The following is a 22,864-nucleotide window of genomic DNA, read 5'->3' on the forward strand; positions in this document are numbered from 1 at the left end:
GCGGGCGGCGTAAAACCGTTGAGTATTTACGGCCGCAGCCATAGCGTGACCGGAACAAACCCAGCTCGAAAAAGGAGTCATTCCAATGTCCACTGACAATTCTGAGCTGTACGGCGTTTTCGCCGCCACCGGCAAGCAGGGGTCCGCCACTGCGCAGGCCCTGTTGGAGCAGGGTGTCCGGGTGCGGGCCCTGGTGCGGCGGCCGGAGTCTGAACAGGCCGGGGACCTGGCGGCCCGCGGCGCCGAAGTGGTCCTCGCGGACCTCGACCGGCCGGAGACACTCGGCCCGGCGATGGACGGGCTGGACGCACTCTGGTTCATGACCACCATGAATACCCCGGACGGTCCGGCCGGGGAAGCGCCCATGGCCAAGGCGCTCGGCGACGCCGCGGTGGAGGCCGGCGTCGGGCGCCTGGTCTTCAGTTCGGTGGACGGTGCCGAGCGGAACAGCGGTGTCCCGCATTTCGACAGCAAATACGACGCCGAGCAGTACCTGCAAGGGCTGCCGATTGGCCTCACTGTGGTCCGGCCGGTCTTTTTTATGGAGAACCTGCCCTACCTCGCCGCGGTCGAGGACGACGAAACCGTCCTGCGGATGCCGTTGCCGGACGGGATCCCGCTGCAGATGGTGGCGGTACGCGACGTCGGCCGGGTTGCGGCGGCGGCACTGCTGGATCCGGCGGAGATTCCCAGCGGTGCGGTGGGGGTTGCCGGGGATGAACTGACCGGCACCGAAATCGCCAGAGTCCTGGGTGCCGCTGCCGGAATGCCCGGCCGTTATGAAGCCCTGCCATTGGAAACCCTGGCGGGACAAGCAGACTCGCAGGCAATGTTCCGCTGGTTCGGGCAGCTGCCGGCCTACCAGGGGGACTTCGAAGCCACCAACACCCTTGCCCGCGGTGCCCTGGACCTGGACAGCTGGCTGGTGTCCAACGGCGTGCGTTCCTAGCGGGCCGGGTCAGGCTCCGGCTGCAGCGTTGCCCTGCGGCCGGACCACCGGGAAGCTGCCGTGCGGCTCCTCGTCCTCCTCGAAGTGGCTGGAGGCACGCCCCACTATGAGCGCATCCGGAGCATGCGCCACGGTCTTGTCCTTGTTCGGATAATCCACCGTGTTCAGCACATGGCGCATGGCCTCCAGACGGGCACGCTTTTTGTCATTCGACTTGATCACCGTCCACGGGGCGTCTCCGGTGTCGGTGTAAAAGAACATGGCTTCCTTGGCCTGCGTGTAGGCGTCCCACTTGTCCAGGCTCGCCAGGTCGGTGGGGGAGAGCTTCCACTGTTTCACCGGGTCGGTTTCCCGGGCAGCGAACCGGGCAACCTGCTCGGCCCGGCCCACCGAAAACCACAGTTTGTGCAGCAGTGTGCCGGAATTGACCAGCATGCGTTCCAGTTCGGGGACTTCACGCATGAACTCCAGATACTGCGCCGGCGTGCAGTAACCCATCACGCGTTCCACCCCGGCCCGGTTGTACCAGGAGCGGTCCATCATCACTATCTCCCCGCCGCTGGGCAGGGTGCGGACATACCGCTGGAAGTACCACTGGGTGACTTCTTCGGAAGTGGGCTTTTCCAGGGCCACCACGCGGGCACCGCGGGGATTGAGGTGTTCATTGAACCGTTTGATCGCGCCGCCCTTCCCGGCGGCGTCGCGCCCTTCAAAGATGAGGAGCATTTTCTGCCCGCTCTCTTTGACCCAAAGCTGCATTTTCAAAAGCTCTATCTGCAGCAGCCGCTTCTGCCGGTCATAGGTCCGCCGGCTGAGCTTGGTGTCGTAGGGGTAGTTCTGCCGCCAGGCGTTGTCATCGACCTTGATCTTGAGTTTCCTGGCCTTGCTGTTCAGCTCCTGGAGCTCGTCCAATTCCTGGGCGTAGTCCTCCGTGACGGCCACCCGCTGGCCGTTGCCCTCGGCCGCGCCCAGACTCCGGCCATCCCGTTCGGCCAGCTGCTCGGCCAGTTCCTTAACTTCTTTGGTTCCGTTCTTATTGGTTGCCACGACATCTCCCATGACATGTGCCCTGTGGGTGACCTCTGCCCTGCGGGTTCGGTCCTTCCGAAACTACGCGTACCCGCGGGCATATTGGAAGAGGGTTCCGGCACCCCGCAGCGCGGCTCCTGCGCGGCTCAGGCGCGGTTTGGTGCGGCGCGCCTGAGCCGATGCCGGGAGGCCGGCGCCGATAATGGAGGGCGATGACTTCACTACGCACCAAAGTCCTGTCCCTTCTTGCCCTGCCCGCGGTCCTGCTCGGCGCCGCCGGCTGCACCCCAGCCGCGGATGCCGGTCCAGGTGCCTCGCCTTCGGCAGCAACTGCCACGGCCACTGACACCGCTTCCGGCGTCCCGGCCCCTGCGGAGCCCGCCGCGCCGCCCGCCGCATCCGATTCCGTGGTTGCCGCGGGAACAGCACTGGAACAGCTGGCCGGAATCCCCATCAAGGGCCGCGCCCCGAAGACCGGGTATGACCGCGAGCAGTTCGGCCCGGCCTGGGCAGACGTGGACCACAACGGCTGCGATACCCGCAACGACATCCTTGCCCGCGACCTGGTGGACGTGGTTTACAAGGACGGTACGCAGGAATGCGTGGTCGCCTCGGGCACGTTCCAGGATCCGTACACCGGCACCACCATCAGCTTTGTCCGCGGCAACACCACCAGCACCGCGGTGCAGATTGACCATGTGGTGGCGTTGTCCGATGCCTGGCAGAAGGGTGCCCAGCAGCTTTCCGCCGAGGAGCGCCGGATGCTGGCCAATGATCCGCTGAACCTGATGGCGGCAGACGGCCCGGCCAACGGCGCCAAGTCCGACGGCGACGCCGCCACCTGGCTGCCCGCCAACAACGCCTTCCGCTGCGAATACGTGGCCCGCCAGACGGCGGTCAAAGCCGAATACCGGCTGTGGATGACCCAGGCCGAGCACGATGCCATCGCCACTGTCCTGTCCGGCTGCCCGGAGGAGCCGGTGCCGGTGCGGGCCGGCACCGCTGCGGTGTCCACCGGAGCTGGGGCAGCTGGTCCGGCCGCAGACGAGGCCGCAGCTCCCGCCGCCCCTCCGGCACCCGCTGCTCCGGCGGCAGGGCCCGGCACCGGGTACGCCAACTGCGCGGCGGTCCGGGCCGCCGGCGCGGCACCCATCCGGGTGGGCGAGGCCGGCTGGGACCCGAAGTTCGACCGCGACGGCGACGGCGTGGGCTGCGAGTCCTGACTCCGGGGCGGCCGCATCAGCTGTACGGAAGGTGCCCCACTAAGCCCGGGCGGGGTCCTTCGCTAGTCCCTTTCTTCGCCCAGCGTCAGGGCGGCTGTGATCAGGGCCAGATGGGACAGGCCCTGAGGGAAGTTGCCCAGGAAGGCGGAGTCTTCTTCGGCGATCATCTCGGTGTACAGGCCCACATCGTTGGCCAGCGGCACCAGCTCATCCATCAGGGCGGCGGCTTCCTCCCGGCGGCCGACGCAGTCCAGGGCCGCAGCCATCCAGAAGGCGCAGGCCACAAAGGTGCCCTCCTCCTTCTCGGCTCCGCTGAACCGGTACAGCAGGGGCCCGCGGCCCAGTTCACCGCGCAGGGCATCCAGGGTGGAGGACATCCGCTCGCCCCGGTCAAAACCGCTGATGGCGTGCAGCAGGATGGAGGCATCCAGCTGGTCGGTGCCGGGATACCAGACATAGCTGCTGCGTTCCTCGGACCAGCAGTTGGCATCCACCCAGTCCCGGATCCGGTCCATCTCGGCCCGCCAGCGTTCCGGGTTACCCGGAATCTGGCCCAGGTCCGCCAGATGCGAAGCGCAGCTCAGCGCGTGCCAGCAGCCCAGCTTGGAGGTGGTGTAATGCCGCTCCTCGTCCAGCTCCCACATCCCGGAATCACGCCGCTGCCAAACGTCGCAGGCCAGGTCCGCGAGGTCCGCCAGGTAACGGCCGGTGCCGGTGTCCAGCACATGGCCGGCGTCCACGTACATCTGGACAATGTTGAACAGGTCCCCGAAAACGCCCATCTGCAGCTGAGCGGCGGCGTCGTTGCCGTTGACCACGGGTCCGATGCCGCGCCAGCCGGGCATATCCAGCACCTCGGCGTCCTCGGCACGGCTGCCGTTGAGCCGGGTAAACACCTTCAGATCCGAGCCCTGTTCCCGCACGCTTTTGAGCATCCCGGACACCGCCGCGTGTACTTCCTCGCGCAGCCCGAAGCGGATCATGGCGTGCAGGGTGTAGGCCGTGTCCCGCACCCAGGCGTACCGGTAGTCCCAGTTTTTGCCGCCGTGCACGTTCTCCGGCAGCGACGTGGTGGCAGCAGCGGCAATCGCGCCGGTGGGGCTGTGCAGCAGCAGTTTGAGGGCAAGGGCACTGCGTTCCACCGCGTCGCTCCAGCGGCCCTCGTACTGGAACTCCCTGGACCAGTCCTGCCAGTTGGCGATGGTGCGGTCCACGCCGTCGTCGATGGTGTCCGGGTCCGGCAGCGGCAGGGGTTCGTCGTGGGTGGAAATCACGGCCAGCAGGTGGCGTGAACCGGCCCGGGCGGTGAAGGTGCCGCTGATGTCCCGCTCGGACGTTTCTTCCGTGCCGATGTCCCGGCCGCGGACGGCAATGGTGGTGCCCTGCACCTGCAGCACCGGGCCGTGCACCGTCTGCTGCACCCAGGGGGAAGCGGTATTGAAGCTGCTGCCCGGAGTGACGGCCCAGCGCATCCGAACTTCGCCGTCGAGTCCCTCGATCCGCCGCGCCAGCTCACCCCACGGTAGCCGCCCGGCCACGCCGGTGTTCAGCGAGTCGGTGACCCGCACGCTGCCGGTGCCGGTGGTGAAGGTGGTGGCCAGAACGTTGGTGCCCTCCACATAGGCGCGCTCCACGGTGAAGTCCGCGACTGGGCGCAGCTCAATCTGCCCGCCGTTTTCCGCGTCCAGGAGGCGGGCGAAGGCGGGTGTGGAGTCCAGGTCCGGGGTGGGGTACCAGTCGATGGAACCGTCCAGGGCCACCAGGGCCACGGTCCGTCCGTCGCCGATTGCCCCGTAGGAGCGCAGGTCCACGTAGCCGTCCGTGCGGTCCGGGTGGGACATGCTCATGTGCTGCTCCTTGCTGGTTGGGTGGTGGGGGACGGCTAGGGATTCAGCCGGGCGGTGGGTCCGGCGTTGGGCCCGGCGGTGAAGATCCAGGGTTCCCTGGGCAGGCTCGCCGGGTTGAACTCCGCCAGCGCCGCCTGGAGGTTTCCGGGCAGGCCCAGGGAGGCCAGGATCAGTTCACGGGCGGCGTCCGCGTTCATTCCGGCGGCGGCCAAATCGGGAAGGGTCACGGCGCCGTCGCGCTTGGCCAGCCGCTGCCCGGCGGTATTCAGGGCCAGCGGCACATGGGCGTAACGCACCGGGGGCAGGCCGAGCAACGAGCCGAGGTACGCCTGCCGGGGCGCAGAGCTGAGCAGGTCATCACCGCGCACCACCTGATCGATGCCCTGCAGCGCATCATCGAGCACCACGGCAAGGTTGTAGGAGGGCACACCGTCGTTGCGCAGCAGCACCAGGTCATCCACGGCCGAGGTGTAGCTGCCGTGCAGCTCATCGGTCACGGTGAACTCGGGAACCTGGGCGCGCAGGCGCAGCGCAGCGGGCCGCTCCCGCCGTCGTACCGCGCGTTGTTCCTCGGTGAGGTTCCGGCAGGTGCCGGGGTAGGCGCCGGGCGGGGCGTGCGGGGCGGAGGCGGCCTCGGCTACTTCGCGGCGGGTGCAGAAACACTCGTAGACCAGCCCGGCTGCCCGCAGTTCCGCGATTGCCTCCAGGTACAACTCCAGCCGTTCGGACTGCCGGATGATGTCCCCGTCCCAGTCCAGGCCGACGGCGGCGAGGTCACGCAGCTGCGCTGCTTCGGCACCGGAGCGGACCCGGTCCAGGTCCTCCATCCGCAACAGGAACCGGCGGCCGGTGCTGCGCGCGAACAGCCAGGCCAGCAGGGCTGTGCGCAGGTTGCCTACATGCAGTTCCCCGGTGGGGCTGGGGGCGAAGCGGCCGGCGGCGTCGGAAGTAGGCACCCTCTCAGTCTATAAAGCCGCGCGGGCGGTCCGTGTTTCCGGGCGCTTCCGGACACCGTACCGGAGGGCTTGTGATTCCGGACCGGGGGTGTCCGCAAGGGCATGGAAAGGACCTTCGCGGTTGCCTAGCGTGGCGGGCATGGGACTCATGGAAGTGGAACTTGCCTTAGCCGAACACCGGCAGCGGACCCGGGAAATGGAGCGCTGGCACGGCTTCCGGCGGGCGGCCCGGGAACGGGCACAGCTGGGGCAGGCCCGGGTACAGGAGGGGACAGCGCAGGAAGGAACAGGGCAGGAAGGGATCATGCGGCCCAAGATCGACTGGCCGGTTTTCACGCTCCGGCTCGGGCCGCTGCGGCTGGCGCTGTTCCGCACGGTCCGGTTGCCCGCGGGCACTGGCCGGGATTCACACGGGACACCCAGAGTTCTCCCGGGTTAGCCGGAGTACGGTTTTGGGCGACGAGGCTACCGCCGCTCCCGTGCTGGGCGGGACGGCGGCCCCGGTAGGGATTGATGCCATGACTTACGCGGGACGCAGCTCATCGGGTGGAAAGCGAACGACGACGTCGGGCGGCTCCCGCTGGACCATCGTGGTGGTGGGCGTGATCGTGCTGCTGCTCATCATTGCCCAGGGCGTGGCAACCGGCTTTACCGGCCTGCTGGGTTCGGCGGGCCTGATCGCCCTGTGCACCGGGCTCTACACGTTCCTGACCAACCGGCCCTCCTGGCTGGACCTGCCCAACCGGATGATCGGCGGGATTCTCGCCGTGGCGGGTCTGCTCGCGTCGGCCATCGCCACCGCCATCCACTGGGGGTAGGGCTGGACCCGGAGCCGGTTACGCCCGGTCCGTGAGTGCGCCCTCGGTCTGAGTGGTGGACGTGGGCACCCCGGTCTCATCCGCGAGTTCGGCGCGCTTGAGCCCGTCGCCGCGCACCCACAGCCGGTAGGCAGCGAACAGGAGCACAATCCAGGCGGCGCCCACAATAAGGGCCACCCGGGTCTCCGGGATGATGCCCAGCAGCACCACAATGAAGGCCATAAAGGCCAGTGCGGCGTAGGAAGCAACCGGCCACAACGGCACCCCGAATTCCGAGGCGGGCAGGCTCCGGCGCTTGATGTCCCGCTTCATCGCGATGTGCGAGAGCAGGATCATCAGCCACACCCACACGGTGGCGAACGTGGCGATCGAGGCGATGATGGTGAACAGGGACTCGGGCAGCAGCGCGTTGAGCACCACACCGGCCAGCAGCACCACGGCCATGGTGGCCACGGTCATCCACGGCACGCCGTTCCGGGAGATTTTGGCGAACGACGACGGCGCCTGGCCCTCCTGTGCGAGGCCGTAAAGGACGCGGCCGGCACCGAAGATGTCGGAGTTGATGGCTGAGATTGCGGCCGTGATCACCACGGCGTTAAGGATGTGCGCGGCGGCCGGGATGCCGAGTGAGTCGAAGATCTGCACAAACGGGCTTGTTTCACCGTTGATGTCCTGCCAGGGGAAGATCATCATCAGGATGCCCAGCGCGCACACATAGAAGAGCAGGATGCGCACCGGCACGGTGTTCACTGCGGCGGGGATGGCCTTCTTGGGGTTATCCGCCTCGCCGGCGGTGATGCCGATGGTTTCAATGCCGCCGAAGGCGAACATCACAATGGAGAAGGATGCCAGCAGGCCCCAGAATCCGTTCGCGAAGAACCCGCCCGAGCCGAGCATGGTCTCAAAGCCCGGGTTCGCGCCGTCGGGCAGGCCGAAGCCGAACACCACAATGGCCGCGCCGCCCACAATCATCGCGATGATGGCCGCCACCTTGACGATGGATAGCCAGAACTCGGTTTCCCCGAACACCTTCACCCGCATCAGGTTCAGTGCCGCGATCAGCAGCACCACCGCGAGGATCCAGATCCACCGCGGCACGTCCTCGAACCAGAAGCCCATGTAAATGCCGAACGCGGTCACATCTGCAATGGCGACAATGGCCATTTCAAAGGCGAACGTCCACCCGGTGATGAACCCGGCGAACGGGCCCAGGTAGCGGCTGGCGTAGTGGCCGAAGGAGCCGGACACCGGATGCCTAACGGCCATCTCGCCGAGGGCGCGCATGACCAAGAACACAGCGGCACCGCCGATCATGTAGGCCAGCAGCACGGCCGGGCCGGCCGACTGGATGGCGGACGCCGAACCGTAGAACAGGCCGGTGCCGATGGCCGAACCAAGCGCCATGAAGCGGATGTGCCGGACATTCAGCCCGCGGGCCAAGGCCTGGGTAAAGGAGGACTTCAAAGAAAACGCACCTTGGAGATTGGGGGGATCAGCCGAATAGTCGGCCTATCCATGGTACGCCCGCCGCCGGCACGTCCGTTTTCGAGGCTGGCGGACGTGCCGGTGCGCGGTCTCCGAATTTAGGTGCCGGTGCCGTAGCTGATGCGTGCCTCGGGCGGAATCAGCGGGGAACCCGCGCGGACCTTCATTTCCTGCACGGTCCAGGCGTTGCCGTCCGGATCCGCGAAGCCGAAGAAGGTCCCGCCGTCGCGCTCGTCGAAGACGGTGACCTCGCTCGCCTCGACGCCGCGGTCCAGCAGTTCCTGACGGGCAGCCTGCGCATCTGAGACCACCAGTTGCAGGCCGCGAAGGGACCCGGGCACCATGCCTTGGCTGGCTGCACCGTCGCCCACGAGGATCGAGCAGCCGGAGCCGGGCGGCGTCAGCTGCGCGAAGTTCATCTGGTCGTTTGAGGTCTGGTGGTCCAGGTTAAAGCCCAGTTGGTCGCGGTAGAACGCTATTGCCCGGTCCTGGTCACTGACCGGGACAACCACCAACTCCAGCGTCCAGTCCATGGTTATGCCTGCCTTCCGGTTCCGACGGATGCGAGCAGGGCATCCAGTTGGTCATAACCGTCAGACATGCCCTCTTCCATGCCGTTGTCCAGGAAGCCGTCGCGGGCTTCCACCGACGGATAGAGCGAGCGTCCGGTGAGCCGGCACCGGCCATCGGGCAGCGCCGTGAAAGTACTGTATTCAAGCGTCACCACCTCCGGAGTGCTCTCAAACTCGAAGGTCTGCAGCACAAACTCGTCCTGGCGCACCGTGTGGAAGACGCCGCGGAAGGCGTACTCGTCCTCGCCCCTCGAGTGCACAAAGCGGTACGCGCCGCCGGTGCGCGGTTCGAACTGGTCGATGCGCGTGGCCACGTCCTTCGGCCCGATCCACTGGGCAAACAGCTCGGGATCGATATGGGCGTTAAAGACGGTGCCTACCGGGAAATCGAACTCACGGGAAAAGTCCATAACGGGCTCGCCGGCGGGCGCGTTCAGCGTCAACGGGTTGCTCATCATGCGCCCCTTCCCTGCAGCGCCTCCGGCTGCAGCTGGGCCAGGAGCTCGTCCATCCGGTCAAAGCCTTCCGCAACTCCGGCTTCCATGCCGGAAGCGGCCATCCCGTCCCGTGCCTCCATGGAGGGATAGACGGAATGTGCCGTGATCCGGGTCCGGTCGCCGTCGAGCGCCTCAAGCGTCATGAATTCCAGACTGGTGATGTCCGGATAGCCGGAGAACTCGAAGGTCTGGATGGCGGCTTCGTTTTCCCGCACGGTGTGGAAGATGCCCCGGAATTCGTAGGGCACCCCGTCCGGGCCGGTGTGGATGTAGCTGTAGGAGCCGCCGGTGCGGAAGTCGTAGTGGTTGATGTCCATTTTCATTCCGCGCGGTCCCAGCCACTGGACCAGTAGGTCCGGCTCCGAGTAGGCCCGGAAGACCTGGTCCACGGGATAATCCACCTCGCGGCTGAAATCGATGAACGGAACGCCGTCGGGGACGGTGAGCTGCAGTGCGTTGGTCATGGGGGATCCTTTGCCTGCGGGCCGCCTGTCGCTGCGGCCTGTGCGCGAAGCACGGCATCAAGGCTGCGGAACTGCTCCTCGCGGACCAGCCGGTACTGGCCGATCCAGGCGGTGAGTGCCTCCAACCGTGCGGGGTTCAGGTGGACGGGCCGGCGCTGCGCGTCACGGCTGCGCGTGACGAGCTCGGCATGCTCGAGGACCTGGATGTGCTTCGAAACCGCCTGCTTGGAGATCTCGAAGGGTTCCGCCAGTTCATTGACCGTTGCCGGCCCCTTGGAAAGCCGGGCAATGATGTGCCGCCGGATCGGGTCTGCCAGGGCCAGGAAAGCCTGGTCCAGGTTCTCCGATGAGGTTTCATCGCCAAGTGGGTCCATGCGTTCGGTCAGCTTCTGTGTGTCCGTAGTGGTGCTGGTAATCAAGGTGCCGGTTGTTCAACCTTGCGGTTGATTACGAAGCTACGCGCGGGCCGGACAGCAATCAAGAGCTTTGGCGAAAAACGTTGAAGGACATGGGGCGGCGGGTAGTGTGGGCCGCGCCGGCATACTTGTCCGGCGTGAAACGTTCAACGGGGGTGGGACATGGATTATCCGAGCGGGCACGAAGAAACGAGCGGACCGGGGTTTTCGGTCACTAGGGCTGATCAAAAGCGAGTGCGGGGCAGCGATGATCCCGCAGCCCGTCCAGGCTCCGGAAACCCGGTGGACGCAGGGATGAAGGGCCTGCTAATCGTGGGCAACCTGCTGTATCTCCTCGCGGCCGTTCCGGCCCTGTTCATGTTTTTCGTTGCCACTGATTACTCGGAGGCAGCCAACGGGCCGGTCTGGCTCTTGCTAACCGCGGCGCTGGCCTGGCCGGTTGCCTTAGTTGTCTCCTGGGTTCTCTTCCTTTGGTTCCACCGCAAGGGTGCAGATTGGCTGGGTGGCCTTCTTTTCATGACCGTTTTTGGATTGTGGGTGATCCTGGCGTTTTCCAACCCCATGATGGCCTGATTCCGGCAGCATGAGAGTCGCGAGCGCAGCACCCGGGTTAGGGTGGTGGCGCATGCCGGAGAGGAGAGAACCGTGAAACGAGCCGGGTACACCCTTACCGAACCGGCGGCGGGGATCGTCTTCGTGCAGGGACCGGCGTCGAACTGGATCATCCTGCGGGAGGCTAAGCAGTTCACCCTGGTCGACGGCGGCTACCGCGGCGACCTGCCGCTGGTCCTGGCCTCCATCCGGGACGCGGGCCTGGCGCCGGGCGACGCCGTCGCCGTCCTCATCACCCACGCCCACGTTGACCACACCGGCGCGGCAGCACATTTCGCCCAGCACTACGGCGCCCCGGTGCTCTGCAGTTCCGGCGAACTAAACCACCTGCGCGGCGAGGAGAAATTCTCCGTGACTCCGCTGCAGATAGTGCGGCGGGCCTGGCAGCCCCGGGTTTTCCGCTGGGCGGTGCACGTGCTGCGGTCCGGGGGAGCGGCAGGACACCCCGTGCCGTCGGCGGCGGCCTGGGACGATGCGCTGCTGGCGGGTCTGCCCGGCTCTCCGGTCGCGGTCCCGACGCCGGGACACACACCCGGGCATACCGCCTTTTACCTGCCCCGGGCCAAGGCCGCGATCACCGGCGACGCACTGGTCACCGGCCACGCGATCAGTGCCCGGACCGGTCCCCAGCTGCTGCACCCCATGTTCCACCACGACGGCGTGCGGGCGGACAGTGCGCTCGCGATCCTTTCGAGACTGGACGCCTGCCTGCTCCTGCCCGGACACGGTCCCGCCCTCCGGACCGGCATCCGCGAGGCGGCAAATGCCGCCCGGCGGCAACGGGTTGCCAGGGCTAAGCCCGTGGTTAGGCCGGGCTCCGGCTGGGCTGGGGAACCAACCTGCGGACGGGTGGAGCCGGCCGGCCGGTCCTGGCCCGTGTTCCGCCGCCGTACACTGGCCGCGGAAATCTCATCCGTCATTAAATTGCGCGACTCCTACCTGAAGGAGGTAGGGGTATAGGAACAACCGAACGCCATGATGAGACTTCGGTTTAGCTTCTTGCGCCTACTATCCGAGGGTGTCGGCAAGCTCCGCGAACACAACGTAGTTGTCTTCGAATTCGCCGGAATCGGAATTGAAACCGTCGCAGGTAATCAATCGGAGCTCTGGCCCGGCAGTGTTTCCATAGACGAGGTCGCTGGGAAAGTTGCTCTTCGAGTACTGCTCGCCTCGGACGAAACTAAAAACGGCTGTACTTCCGTCTGTCTGACGGACACTTATTACATCGCCAGCGCTTAACTCTCTGAGACGCGCAAAAACGCCAGGGCCGCCGTCCGTGGCGTTGACGTGTCCAAGTAGGACGGAAGGCCCAAGTTGTCCCGGCACGGGCGAACCAACATACCAACCTGCGGGGGAACCGGGTTCCGTAGGCGGGACTTCAATAGTTCCGTCAGGGTTGAGGCCCAAGTCGATAAGGCTAGAGTCCACGCCGATCTCCGTAATAACTACAGAGGCAGGCCGGCCTGCCACCGATGGCTGCAGTTCTCGGACAGCATCAGGAGCCGATGCTGTGCCTGACTTTGCCGCCGTCGCTGACGGAGAGGAACCGGCAGCAGTGTCCGGCTGCACTGCAGGGTTTGCACACCCGGTGAGCAGGGCGAACGCGACCGCCACATAAACTGCCTTGTTTCTGCGGCGGTCGCGGGGGGAAGTGCCTATAACTGGAACCTCCCTGTTCTGCCTCATACAGACTTAGGCCTCGGCGGACTTGCGCTTGGCAAGCGTTACTGATGCGGCTGCTGCGGCGACAAAGAGCGCGCCTCCTGCAACGAGAAAGCCGGTCGAATCGCTGGTCTGCTGTGACGCGCCGGTCGCGGGAGCGCCCACCGGAACCTGCACGATCTGGGGGGCGGGCGCTACGTTTTCTACGGGTGCGGCCGGATCGGCAACGGGTGCTTCAGGTGCACCTGCGTCGGCATTTTCGCAGCCGAAACCGTCGAGATCGCTGTCCAGATGCGCACCATAGCGCGGATCGCTAGCAGGGATATTGTAAACACCACTCGCCGCCGCCTCGGAGCAGTTCTCGAACTGGCCAGTCGGTGTGAGCGCCATTGCCGGCGTAGCCGACATAGCTGAAATTCCAATTACTGCCGCGAAAGCAAAGCCTGCTGCTGTCTTCTTCATGAGATCCCCCAATGAGTATCGAACGTTAATAGTGGGGAGAGTCTATATATAGGTAGGGTGTTTTGCTAACTGGCCGAACGGGGCAGATTTCCTATCAGTTAAATGTCGCATTATCGTATGGCAACTCCTCATCCTTTAGGAGATGAGTGAACAGTTTGGTGATCAAGAACTACCCTTAGGGGAGCCAAACAAAGGCGGGTGGAGCCGGCTGCCTGCTCCTTCTCGGACACGGTCCCGCCGTCCGGACCGGCATCCGCGAGGCGGTTGAATCCGCCTGGCGGCAACGGGCGGCGGTCAAGGTACCCCGGCCGGTGCTGCTTTCTGGCCGGAAGGGCGGCCTTGCGGGAGAGCCGACCTACGGACGGGTGGAACATTCCGGCACTGCGGTGCCCGGGGCGGAATAGCTCTTCCTGCCCTTCAACCGGCCGCCGTACACTGGCGGCGGAAACGCACCCCCGTGGAACGGACAGGCCATGGATGAGCAGGTTACCCCCAATGATCCGCCAGCCGCGGGAGCGTCGGCACGCTCCGGGGGTAAGCGGGGGCGGAAACCGGCGGACCCGAAGCGGGCCGCCATCCTGGGGGCCATGTTCCTTATGGCCACCAGTGCCATCGGCCCGGGCTTCATCACGCAGACCACGGTCTTTACGGTCCAGCTGGGTGCGGCGTTCGCCTTCGCCATCCTGGTCTCGATCCTGGTGGACATTTGCGTCCAGCTGAACGTGTGGCGAATCATCGGCATTTCCGGCCTGCGGGCCCAGGTGCTGGGGAACAAGGTCCTGCCGGGGGCCGGCTGGGTACTGGCCGCCCTGGTGTTTGTCGGCGGACTGGTGTTCAACATCGGCAACGTGGCCGGGACGGGGCTGGGCCTGAACGCCATGCTGGGGCTGGAACCCCGGATCGGAGCGGCGGTCTCGGCCGTGCTGGCCATCCTGATTTTCCTGTCCAAACGGGCAGGCCTGGCGCTGGACCGGGTGGTGGTGGTCCTCGGCGCGGTGATGATCGCACTAATGCTCTACGTGGCCGTCATCGCCGGACCACCGGTGGGCAGCGCCCTGAAGAACACGGTGCTGCCGGACACCGTGGATTTCCTGGCGATCACGACCCTGATCGGCGGCACGGTGGGCGGCTATATCACCTACGCCGGGGCGCACCGCATGGTGGACTCGGGCAACTCGGGGCTGGAGAACATCCGCCCCATCACCCGCGCCGCACTGCTGGGCGTGATCGTCACCGGCGTGATGCGCGTGCTGCTGTTCCTTGCCGTCCTGGGCGTGGTGGCCGGCGGTGCAGTGCTGACCGGCAGCAACCTCGCTGCGGACGCCTTCCGGGTGGCGGCCGGCGAGATCGGGATCCGCCTGTTTGGCGTCGTGTTCTGGGCCGCGGCGCTGACCTCGGTCATTGGTGCGTCCTATACCTCGGTTTCCTTCATCACCAAGCTCACCACCAGCACCCGGACACGGAACCTGCTCACGGTAGCCTTCATCGCTGTCTGCACGGCCGCCTACCTGCTCGCCGGACAACCGCCGCAGACGCTCCTGGTGTTTGCCGGGGCCTTCAACGGGCTCATCCTGCCGCTGGGCGTCGCCATCCTGCTGTGGGCTGCTTGGCGGCGCAGCGATCTGCTTGCCGGCTACCGGTACCCGCGCTGGCTGCTGATTGCCGGGGTGCTGGCCTGGCTGCTGACCCTGTATCTGGGCTGGAACTCGCTCGCGGGGCTGATCGACCTTTGGGCCTAGGCGCAACCGACGTGTAAACCCCGTGTTAACAATCCCTGGATCGTTCAACAAAACGCTTGCGGATTGTTGAACAACCTTTAGACTGCTGGAAGCCCTTGTGGCCCACCCCACACCTTCCAGCGATCGGAACCAGCATGGACAGCACGGCCACCAAGGCAAAGGTCCGGCCCAACGCCAAGCGCACCGCACTGCTCGGTGCCATGTTCCTGATGGCCACCAGTGCCATCGGACCAGGCTTCATTACCCAGACCACGGTCTTCACCGTCCAGCTCGGCGCGGCCTTTGCCTTCGCCATCCTCGTTTCAATCCTGGTGGACATAGCCGTCCAGCTGAACGTCTGGCGGATCATCGGGGTTTCCGGCCTGCGCGCCCAGACCCTGGGCAACAAGGTCCTTCCCGGCGCCGGCTGGGTCCTTGCCGGGCTCGTCTTTATCGGCGGACTGGTGTTCAACATCGGCAACATCGCCGGCACCGGCCTGGGCCTGAACGCCATGCTGGGGCTGGATACCAAAATTGGCGGAGCCATTTCCGCCGCCGTCGCCATTTTCATCTTCCTGTCCAAAAAGGCAGGCCTCGCCCTGGACCGGATTGTTGTGGCCCTGGGCGCGGTGATGATCCTGCTGATGCTCTACGTAGCCGTCAGCGCCGCACCGCCGGTGGGGGAGGCACTGAAGAACACAGTGCTGCCCGCGCAGGTGGACTTCCTGACCATCACCACCCTGATCGGCGGAACCGTGGGCGGGTACATCACCTACGCCGGGGCACACCGGCTGCTCGACTCCGGCACCACCGGCCCCGGCTACGTGAAGGACATCACCAAGGTCTCGCTGCTGGGCATCATTGTCACCGGCATCATGCGCGCACTGCTGTTCCTGGCCATCCTGGGCGTCGTCGCCGGCGGAGTCACCCTGGCCGGCGACAACCTGGCCGCCGACGCCTTCCGGCACGCCGCCGGGGAAATCGGGCTGCGGATGTTCGGCATTGTCTTCTGGGCTGCGGCCCTGACCTCGGTGATCGGCGCGGCCTACACCTCGGTGTCCTTCGTGACGACGCCGGCCACCAAGGACCGCACGCGCAGCTGGATTACGGTGGGCTTCATCGCCTTCTGCACCGCCGTCTACCTCCTGCTGGGCCAGGCCCCGCAGACCCTGCTGGTCTTCGCCGGCGCGTTCAACGGGTTGATCCTGCCGCTGGGCTTCGGCATCCTGCTCTGGGCAGCATGGCGGCGCCGTGACCTGCTGCAGGGATACGTCTACCCCAAGTGGTTGCTGATCATCGGCGTGCTGGCCTGGGCGCTGACGCTGTTCCTGGGCTGGAATTCCCTGTCCGGACTCGCCAAGCTCTGGCAGTAGCCGGACCCGGACTTTCGGAAAGGACAATAGGCAGTGGAGACTCCCACCGGCATCACCACCCCGCCCGCCGTACCTCCGCACCCCGCCGGCCTGGCCCCGGCGGAAGCCCGGGCACTGTTCCGGAACGGACTGGTCACCCCGACGGCGGGTTGGTCCGGCGGCTACGCCCAGGCCAACCTCATCATCGTGCCCAAGGAACAGGCCTTCGACGTCCTGCTCTTTGCCCAGCGCAACCCGAAGTCCTGCCCTCTCCTGGGCGTGCTCGACGCCGGTGAAACCGCCGGCCCGCTGCTCGCCGGCGGCGACATCCGCACCGATGTCCCCCGCTACACGGTCTACGAAAACGGTGTGAAGGTTGCCGAACCCACCGATATCACCGGGTACTGGCGCGATGACCTGGTGACCTTCATTGTCGGCTGCAGCTTCACCTTCGAAGCGGCCCTGCAGGAGGGCGGGATCCGGGTGGCTCACATCGACCAGGGCACCAACGTGCCGATGTACCGCACCTCGGTCCGCTGCGAACCGGCCGGGTCCATGTCCGGACCGCTGGTGGTCTCGATGCGGCCCGTGCCGGCCTCGCAGGTGGCCGACGCCGTGCGGATCACCTCCCGCTACCCGGCGGTGCACGGCGCTCCGGTCCACGTGGGCAACCCGGCCGAGATTGGCATTGCGGACCTGGGCCGGCCGGACTTCGGGGATCCGGTGGAGATTGCCGAAGGCTACGTTCCGGTCTTTTGGGCCTGCGGCGTCACCCCGCAGGCCGCCGTGATGGAATCCAGGCCCTCGCTGGCCATCGGCCACGCACCCGGCCACATGCTCATCACGGACGCCCGGGACAGCTCGTACCTGGTGCCCTAGCTGTTCCCTGAGCCCGCTGCACCTACGGGTGCATGTGTGCCAGCAGCTCGGCCTCGGCGCCATCCAAGTAGGCCTGCAGCACCTTCGCGGCCTTGGCGCGTTTGCCTGCGCGGAGCAGTTCCACCAGCCGGGCGTTTTGCTCCACGTAGGAGGAGTGGAAGTCCGGCTGGCTGCTCATGGCGTGGAAGACCAGGCGCATTTCGGCCAGCACCCGGCCCATGACCTGCTGCAGCTGCTCGCTGCCCGACATTGCCACAAGTGCCTGATGGAAGGCCTGGTTGGCGGCCGCCATTTCGCCTACCGCCCCGCGCTCCTTCGCTCCCCGTGCCCGGGCGATCACGGCGTCGAGCCGGTCCAGGTCCAGTTCCGGCCCCCACAGGACAGCCGAGGGTTCCAGCATCCGCCGCACCCGGTAGATTTCCCGAACTGCGTCCGCGCCGGGGGCGGCGACAAACACGCCCCGGTTCGGATACCGGGTGACGGCGCCTTCAATGCTGAGCATGGTGAACGCCTCGCGCAGCGTATTGCGGGAGACCTGCAGCGACGCGGCCAACTGCTGTTCGGAGAGCTTGGTGCCGGGCAGCAGTTCTCCGGCAGCAATGCTGCTGCGCAGCACATCGGCCACCCACACCGTGGTGTTGGCGTGGTCGGCTCGCTCGGTGGCTTCCCCCAGGTTCACAGGCATCTCCCTAATCTAGCCGTACGGCGGCGGTGCCGCCGCCTGAGGTGGAACCCGGAGAACCGGCCGCTGGGGGACGGCCGATCCTCCGGAGCTTTTAGGGGCGGATCTCGCCCAGGGCGTCACCGCGTCCGACGGCGGTGCCCGGTTCGGCGGCACCCTGCGCGAAGGTGCCGGCCCGGTGGGCGCGGAGGGTGGTTTCCATCTTCATCGCCTCCAGCACGGCGACCGGATCACCTTCGGCCAGCTGCGCGCCGTCGTCGGCCGTCCATTTCACCAGGTTCCCGGCCATCGGCGAGGCGAGCACAGCCTCGTCCACCGCCGCGCCGGCACCGCCGGCAGGCGCAGCAGCAGTGCCGCCGCCGGCGCGCAGCGCGTTCAGCAGCGCGGCGGGCACGCCCAGGGCCACAGCCTTGCCGTCGACGTCGATGGTCAGCGTTTCGCGTTCGGCGCCGGGCAGCGAGGCGGCGATTTGCGGTGACGCGGCCAGCGGTTCGGCGAATTCGGACTCGATCCACGTGGTGTACACGCCCAGGGCGTCCTCCCGGGTGAAGGCCTCCGAGCGGACCACGGCCCGGTGGAACGGCACCACGGTAGGCACCCCGCGGATCACCAGCTCATCCAGGGCCGCGCGGGCCCGGCGCAGCGCCTGCGGCCGGTCCTCGCCCCACACAATCAGCTTCGCCATCAGCGAGTCATATTCGGCCGGCACTACGGACCCGGACCGCACGCCGGAGTCCATCCGGATGCCGGGGCCGGTGGGTGGTTCGAAGGCCTCCACCGGGCCGGGGCCGGGCAGGAACCCGCGGGCCGGATCCTCGGCGTTGAGCCGGAATTCGAACGCGTGCCCGTGCGGCGCCGGGTCGGAGGTGTTGGACAGCGGCAGCCCGTCAGCAATGCGGAACTGTTCGCGGACCAGGTCGACGCCGGCGGTTTCCTCGGTGACGGGGTGCTCCACCTGCAGCCGGGTGTTCACTTCCAGGAAGCTGATCAACCCGTCCGGGGAGACGAGGTATTCCACGGTGCCGGCACCGGTGTAGCCGGCTTCGCGGCAGATGGCTTTGGCGGAGGCATGGATGGTGGCCCGCTGCTCATCGGTGAGGAACGGGGCGGGGGCTTCCTCGACGAGTTTCTGGTTGCGGCGCTGCAGCGAGCAGTCCCGGGTGCCGACGACGACGACGTTGCCATGCGTGTCGGCCAGCACCTGGGCCTCCACGTGCCGGGGCTTATCCAGGAACCGTTCGGCGAAGCATTCACCGCGGCCGAAGGCGGACACTGCTTCGCGCACCGCCGATTCGAACGCGTCCTCCACATCTTCGAGCCGACGGGCAATCTTCATGCCGCGGCCGCCGCCGCCGAACGCCGCCTTGATGGCCACCGGCAGCCCGTGTTCCTCGGCGAAGGCACGGACCTCTTCGGCACTTTGGGCCGGGCCCTGCGTTCCGGGCACCAGCGGGGCACCGGCGCGGACAGCGATCTCGCGGGCAGTGACCTTGTTGCCCAGGTCGCGGATGGCCTGCGGGGAGGGACCGATCCAGGTCAGCCCGGCGTCGAGCACCGCCTGCGCGAAGTCCGCGTTCTCGGACAGGAACCCGTAGCCGGGGTGCACGGCATCCGCGCCGGCCCGCCGGGCAGCGTCGATCAGCTTCGGGATGTTCAGGTAGGTGTCCGTGCTGGCGGAGCCGTGCAGCGGATAGGCCTCGTCCGCGATGCGGACGTGCAGGGCGTCGGCGTCGGGGTCCGAGTACACGGCGGCGGAGCTGATGCCGGCGTCGGAGCAAGCACGGGCCACGCGCACGGCAATCTCGCCGCGGTTGGCTATGAGGACCTTCTTCATGGGGTTCCTTCCGTGAACAGCCCGGCGGTTTCCTCTGCGGACAGCGGGGCCAGGGTGTCGGGGTTCGAGAAAACAAAGCGCACCGGGTGCCCGGGCGGCAGCTGGGCGGCCACGGGCAGGTCCTGCGGCACGACGACGGCGATCACCGGGTAGCCGCCGGTGACCGGGTGGTCGGCCAGGAACAGGACGGGCAGGCCCGACGGCGGGACCTGCAGGGAGCCGGCCACCACGCCTTCGCTGGGCAGTTCCCCGTCCCGGATGCGTTCCAGCGGGGCGGCGTCCGGGTCCTGCGGGTCGGCGGCCAGCCGCACACCGATCCGGTTGGACTCGTTGGTGGTGAGCCAGGTATGTCCGGTCAGGGCGGCTGCGGCGTCGGGGCCGAACCAGTCCTGCCGGGGACCGGCCGTGACCCGCAGCAGGGTGGGGGTGCCGCCGTCGCCCAGGCTACCGGGCGTGGTGCCTGTCGGCAGGGAAGAGGGTTCAGCGGTGCCCACCGGTGCTGCGCCGGAGACCGCGCCGACGGGCAGAACCACGCCGGCCTCGAGCGGTGCCGGGCCGATGCCACTCATCGTGTCGGTGCTCCGGCTGCCCAGCACCGGGTCCACGGCCACGCCGCCGCGGACGGCAACGTAGGAGCGGACACCGCGGAACGGGGTGCCCAGGGTCAGGGTTTCCCCGTCCAGCAGGGCAAAGGGGGTATCCAGCGGTGCGGGCCGGTCCCGCTCGCCGCCGGGGGAAACGACGGCGGCCGGAACCTGCGCCCCGGACAGGGCCAGGACGGTGTCCCCGCGGGCGGTCAACTCCAGGCCGCCGAGAAGGTTCTCGATCACGGCAGCGTCGGCCGGATTGCCGACCAGCCGGTTCGCCTGCCGGGCGGAACGGGTATCCGCGGCACCGGCTATGGAGACGCCAAGGTCCGCATAACCGGGGCGGCCCAGGTCTTGGATCAGGGACTGGAGGCCGGGGGCTCTGACCTCGAGCGTTGTTTGGTCGCCTTGGGTGGGTTCATCGTCACCTTGCGCGGGCGGGAAAGTCCCATCGTCCCTTAGACACCTCGTTCGTTCCTCACTCGGCGATGCGGGACTCACGGGACTTTCCAGCCCCGACCGGGCTGGGGATACGGATTCCGCAGTCAGCCGAGTTCCGTGAGGTGACTCGACCCCGTCCGTCTGAGCGTTCTTAGTGGTGATCAATTCCCGGACGGGATGGAAAATTACCTGGTCGCCAGGGCGGATGAGAGCAGGGTTTGGGCGGGAGAGGTCCCATAAAAGGGCGTTGGTATGGCCGATCAGTTGCCAGCCGCCGGGAGAAGTGCGGGGGTAGATCGCTGAATAGTCCCCGGCCAGGGCCACAGAGCCCGTGGGCACGGCTTTGCGGGGCGAAGTGCGGCGGGGGACGTTCAAGGCAGGGTCGCCGCCCACCAGATAGGTGAAGCCGGGGGCGAAACCGCCGAAGCCGCCGGTCCACGGTGTGCCGGTATGGGCGTTGACCACAGCCTCTTCGGAGAGGCCGGTGAGCTGCGCCACCTCGGCCAGGTCCGCGCCGTCGTACACCGTTTCGATGGTGACCGTGCGCGCGTCCGGCAGCTCGGCGTGGGAGAAGTCCAGGTTCTCCAAAAGTGCGGCAGCGGCGACCGTTTCCCGGCGGCCGTCGAACCGGACCAGCACGGTCCCGGCAGCGGCCAGCGCATCCACTTGCCCGGGCAGCGGACTGGACTGCAGCTGTGCGTGGAGGGCGACGACGTCGGCCAGCGAACCAAGCTCAACCAGCAGCGCCCTCGTCCCGGCGGGACGGATGCCGCGGATGTGCCCTCCCGCGTCCGTCTCCACGGGGGAACTCACACGAAGCTCTGGATGGTGACGCCGGCCTCTTCGAGTCCGGCGCGGACTGCCCGGGCCATGGCCACGGCGCCGGGGGTGTCGCCGTGCACGCAGATCGATTCGGCGGACATCGGGATCTCGGTGCCGTCGACGGCAGTGATGATGCCCTCCGTGGCCAGGCGGACCATGTTGTTGGTGACCTGGCCGGCGTCGTGGATCACCGCGTTGGGTTCGCGGCGCGAGACGAGAGTGCCGTCCGGGTTGTAGTTGCGGTCGGCGAAGGCTTCGGTCACGCCGCGCAGGCCGGCGTCGGCAGCGATGTCCAGGGCAACCGCTCCGGGCAGAAGCAGGACGGGCAGGTTTTTGTCGAAGGTGCGGACGGCATCGATGACTGCGCGGGCATGCACCTCGTGGCGCACGATCGTGTTGTACAGCGCGCCGTGCGGCTTCACGTAGCGGATTTCCGAACCGGCCGCCCGGGCCAGGCCCTGCAGCGCGCCGAGCTGGTACAGCACGTCGTCGAACAGTTCCGTGTAGGAGCAGTCCAGGAAGCGCCGGCCGAAACCGGCCAGGTCCCGGTAGGCGGGGTGCGCGCCGATGGTGACGCCGGCGGCGACGGCGTCGCGGCAGGTCTGCGCAATGGTGGAGGGATCACCGGCGTGGAAACCGCAGGCCACGTTGGCGCTGGAGACGGATTCGAAGACGGCGGCGTCGTCGCCCATGGTCCAGTTGCCGAATGACTCGCCCACGTCGCTGTTCAGATCAATGACGGTCATGGTTCTGCCTCCCGCTCGGTGGTGCAATGGTGTTCCTACAGTGTGCCCCGTCACGTCGGATTGTTCAACAATCAGTGTGAATGTCGTGGGTCAGGGCTCCGAAGTTCCGGCGGTGCATGGGTACTTCTGCCCATGTCCGGCGATCAGCACATGCCATAGGCTGTCCGCGACAAGGGGGAAGTTGTGAATGATATGGCTGTGCCAGCTGACAGGCTGAAAGTACGGGCAGCTGCGCTTGTTGCGTTTTTGGTGGCGGTCCTCTGCGGTTGCGCGGGCGCGGGCGATGCCGCAGATCCGGCAGAGGGCACAAACCATTCGTCGCAAGCGTCTACGAACAAAACCTCCCGGCAGGCGTACGACGAGTTTGTGGTTCAGCTGGAGGAAATCCTGGCCGTGACAGGTGAGACCACGGGCTGGACCACTGAATTCGGCAAGCCGTGGGACTCTGACCTGGATATCGTCCTGGTGCCGCGGGCCTGTGATACCGAGAACTGGGAGGACTCGCCGCAGCGGCTGCAGCTGACGGTGATCGGACCGGGAACGGAGGACCCGCAGACGGACCGCGCCGCCATAATCCAGTATATGGAGGACAAGGGGCTGACGGTCAGTGGTCTCTTCGGTGACCCTTCCTATCCCGACGGTGTGTCCTGGGATGCTTCCGGCCTCGGTGAAAACGGCTTGGAGATTACTTACGGCACGAGCTCCCAGTCACGGGTGATAAGCCTGTACGGGGAGTGCTCCAGCCACCCGTCCATGCAGAATAAGGTCTCCGGGGACACGCCCTAGCCATGCGGATTTCCCGGCGGCTAGT

Annotated in this window: 25 protein-coding genes; 10 read left to right on the plus strand and 15 right to left on the minus strand. The window is 66.9% G+C overall.

Features of this window, described 5'->3' with window-relative positions; all coding sequences use genetic code 11:
- Window positions 1-85 precede the first annotated feature (85 nt).
- Window positions 86-949 (plus strand): NmrA/HSCARG family protein, encoded by an 864-nt coding sequence (locus LJ754_RS11925; protein WP_227926747.1) that lies wholly within the window; start codon window positions 86-88, stop codon window positions 947-949.
- A 9-nt stretch (window positions 950-958) separates the two neighbouring features.
- Here LJ754_RS11925 and ppk2 read toward each other — a convergent pair whose 3' ends face one another.
- Both ppk2 and LJ754_RS11935 read right to left on the minus strand, forming a co-directional pair.
- Window positions 959-1,921 (minus strand): polyphosphate kinase 2, encoded by a 963-nt coding sequence (gene ppk2, locus LJ754_RS11930; protein WP_227926897.1) that lies wholly within the window; start codon window positions 1,919-1,921, stop codon window positions 959-961.
- Window positions 1,922-2,059: 138 nt separating this feature from the next.
- Entirely contained in the window at window positions 2,060-2,200 is a 141-nt protein-coding gene (locus LJ754_RS11935) for a hypothetical protein (RefSeq protein WP_227926748.1), read from the minus strand.
- Between LJ754_RS11935 and LJ754_RS11940 the strand changes: the two genes are divergently transcribed.
- A complete protein-coding gene (locus tag LJ754_RS11940; RefSeq protein WP_227926749.1) occupies window positions 2,191-3,201 on the plus strand; it encodes a GmrSD restriction endonuclease domain-containing protein in 1,011 nt (336 codons plus the stop codon). The two genes, LJ754_RS11935 and LJ754_RS11940, sit on opposite strands and share 10 nt — an antisense overlap.
- Window positions 3,202-3,263: 62 nt before the next feature.
- Here the strand turns inward: LJ754_RS11940 and LJ754_RS11945 are convergent, their stop codons facing one another.
- Both LJ754_RS11945 and gluQRS read right to left on the minus strand, forming a co-directional pair.
- Window positions 3,264-5,048, minus strand: a complete 1,785-nt coding sequence (locus LJ754_RS11945) for a glycoside hydrolase family 15 protein (protein WP_227926750.1) — start codon at window positions 5,046-5,048, stop codon at window positions 3,264-3,266.
- 35 nt (window positions 5,049-5,083) lie between these two features.
- Window positions 5,084-6,004: a tRNA glutamyl-Q(34) synthetase GluQRS gene (gene gluQRS / locus LJ754_RS11950; RefSeq protein WP_227926751.1), complete on the minus strand. Its 921-nt coding sequence runs from the start codon at window positions 6,002-6,004 to the stop codon at window positions 5,084-5,086.
- Between the two features lie 139 nt (window positions 6,005-6,143).
- Between gluQRS and LJ754_RS11955 the strand changes: the two genes are divergently transcribed.
- Entirely contained in the window at window positions 6,144-6,443 is a 300-nt protein-coding gene (locus LJ754_RS11955; RefSeq protein ID WP_227926752.1) for a hypothetical protein, read from the plus strand.
- A gap of 13 nt (window positions 6,444-6,456) precedes the next feature.
- Entirely contained in the window at window positions 6,457-6,822 is a 366-nt protein-coding gene (locus LJ754_RS11960; protein WP_227926753.1) for a hypothetical protein, read from the plus strand.
- 18 nt (window positions 6,823-6,840) lie between these two features.
- Here LJ754_RS11960 and LJ754_RS11965 read toward each other — a convergent pair whose 3' ends face one another.
- The 5 genes from LJ754_RS11965 to LJ754_RS11985 all read right to left on the minus strand — a co-directional run bounded on the left by LJ754_RS11965 (window position 6,841) and on the right by LJ754_RS11985 (window position 10,214).
- Window positions 6,841-8,226, minus strand: a complete 1,386-nt coding sequence (locus LJ754_RS11965) for an amino acid permease (protein WP_227926898.1) — start codon at window positions 8,224-8,226, stop codon at window positions 6,841-6,843.
- 179 nt (window positions 8,227-8,405) lie between these two features.
- Window positions 8,406-8,840, minus strand: coding sequence for a VOC family protein (locus LJ754_RS11970; RefSeq protein WP_227926754.1), 435 nt, complete (start codon window positions 8,838-8,840; stop codon window positions 8,406-8,408).
- A 2-nt stretch (window positions 8,841-8,842) separates the two neighbouring features.
- Complete coding sequence (locus LJ754_RS11975) at window positions 8,843-9,334, minus strand: SRPBCC family protein (protein WP_227926755.1); 492 nt, start codon at window positions 9,332-9,334, stop codon at window positions 8,843-8,845.
- Complete coding sequence (locus LJ754_RS11980) at window positions 9,334-9,840, minus strand: SRPBCC family protein (RefSeq protein ID WP_227913443.1); 507 nt, start codon at window positions 9,838-9,840, stop codon at window positions 9,334-9,336. The genes LJ754_RS11975 and LJ754_RS11980 overlap by 1 nt, the downstream gene beginning before the upstream one ends.
- Window positions 9,837-10,214 carry an ArsR/SmtB family transcription factor gene (locus tag LJ754_RS11985; protein WP_227926899.1) on the minus strand — a complete coding sequence of 126 codons (378 nt, stop codon included), beginning with the start codon at window positions 10,212-10,214 and terminating at the stop codon, window positions 9,837-9,839. Before LJ754_RS11985 ends, LJ754_RS11980 begins: the two co-directional genes overlap by 4 nt.
- A gap of 354 nt (window positions 10,215-10,568) precedes the next feature.
- On the opposite strand from LJ754_RS11985, the gene LJ754_RS11990 reads away from it, so the two are divergent.
- Complete coding sequence (locus LJ754_RS11990) at window positions 10,569-10,829, plus strand: hypothetical protein (RefSeq protein WP_227926756.1); 261 nt, start codon at window positions 10,569-10,571, stop codon at window positions 10,827-10,829.
- A gap of 72 nt (window positions 10,830-10,901) precedes the next feature.
- On the plus strand, window positions 10,902-11,828 hold the full coding sequence (locus LJ754_RS11995) for an MBL fold metallo-hydrolase (protein WP_227926757.1): 927 nt from the start codon (window positions 10,902-10,904) through the stop codon (window positions 11,826-11,828).
- 48 nt (window positions 11,829-11,876) lie between these two features.
- On the opposite strand, the gene LJ754_RS12000 is transcribed toward LJ754_RS11995, so the two are convergent.
- Window positions 11,877-12,554 (minus strand): class F sortase, encoded by a 678-nt coding sequence (locus tag LJ754_RS12000; RefSeq protein ID WP_227926758.1) that lies wholly within the window; start codon window positions 12,552-12,554, stop codon window positions 11,877-11,879.
- Between the two features lie 6 nt (window positions 12,555-12,560).
- Complete coding sequence (locus LJ754_RS12005) at window positions 12,561-12,992, minus strand: excalibur calcium-binding domain-containing protein (protein ID WP_227926759.1); 432 nt, start codon at window positions 12,990-12,992, stop codon at window positions 12,561-12,563.
- Window positions 12,993-13,465: 473 nt separating this feature from the next.
- Here LJ754_RS12005 and LJ754_RS12010 point away from each other — a divergent pair, with 473 nt between their 5' ends.
- The 3 genes from LJ754_RS12010 (at window position 13,466) to LJ754_RS12020 (ending at window position 16,941) form a co-directional block, all read left to right on the plus strand.
- Window positions 13,466-14,731, plus strand: coding sequence for an NRAMP family divalent metal transporter (locus LJ754_RS12010; protein ID WP_227926760.1), 1,266 nt, complete (start codon window positions 13,466-13,468; stop codon window positions 14,729-14,731).
- Between the two features lie 134 nt (window positions 14,732-14,865).
- On the plus strand, window positions 14,866-16,083 hold the full coding sequence (locus tag LJ754_RS12015; RefSeq protein WP_227926761.1) for an NRAMP family divalent metal transporter: 1,218 nt from the start codon (window positions 14,866-14,868) through the stop codon (window positions 16,081-16,083).
- A gap of 33 nt (window positions 16,084-16,116) precedes the next feature.
- Window positions 16,117-16,941 carry a putative hydro-lyase gene (locus LJ754_RS12020; RefSeq protein WP_227926762.1) on the plus strand — a complete coding sequence of 275 codons (825 nt, stop codon included), beginning with the start codon at window positions 16,117-16,119 and terminating at the stop codon, window positions 16,939-16,941.
- Between the two features lie 22 nt (window positions 16,942-16,963).
- Here the strand turns inward: LJ754_RS12020 and LJ754_RS12025 are convergent, their stop codons facing one another.
- From LJ754_RS12025 to LJ754_RS12040, 4 genes are all read right to left on the minus strand, one after another.
- The gene (locus LJ754_RS12025) at window positions 16,964-17,626 is read right to left on the minus strand and encodes a GntR family transcriptional regulator (RefSeq protein WP_227926763.1); all 663 of its coding nucleotides are present in this window, start codon (window positions 17,624-17,626) and stop codon (window positions 16,964-16,966) included.
- A 91-nt stretch (window positions 17,627-17,717) separates the two neighbouring features.
- On the minus strand, window positions 17,718-19,457 hold the full coding sequence (locus LJ754_RS12030; protein WP_227926764.1) for an acetyl/propionyl/methylcrotonyl-CoA carboxylase subunit alpha: 1,740 nt from the start codon (window positions 19,455-19,457) through the stop codon (window positions 17,718-17,720).
- Complete coding sequence (locus LJ754_RS12035) at window positions 19,454-21,298, minus strand: carboxyltransferase domain-containing protein (protein ID WP_227926765.1); 1,845 nt, start codon at window positions 21,296-21,298, stop codon at window positions 19,454-19,456. Before LJ754_RS12035 ends, LJ754_RS12030 begins: the two co-directional genes overlap by 4 nt.
- Entirely contained in the window at window positions 21,295-22,053 is a 759-nt protein-coding gene (locus LJ754_RS12040) for a LamB/YcsF family protein (RefSeq protein ID WP_227926766.1), read from the minus strand. The genes LJ754_RS12035 and LJ754_RS12040 overlap by 4 nt, the downstream gene beginning before the upstream one ends.
- A gap of 366 nt (window positions 22,054-22,419) precedes the next feature.
- Here LJ754_RS12040 and LJ754_RS12045 point away from each other — a divergent pair, with 366 nt between their 5' ends.
- Window positions 22,420-22,839 (plus strand): hypothetical protein, encoded by a 420-nt coding sequence (locus tag LJ754_RS12045; protein WP_227926767.1) that lies wholly within the window; start codon window positions 22,420-22,422, stop codon window positions 22,837-22,839.
- The last annotated feature ends 25 nt before the right edge of the window (window positions 22,840-22,864 follow it).

The sequence above is a fragment of the Arthrobacter sp. zg-Y40 genome, assembly GCF_020731535.1.
In the GTDB taxonomy this organism is placed as follows: domain Bacteria; phylum Actinomycetota; class Actinomycetes; order Actinomycetales; family Micrococcaceae; genus Arthrobacter_B.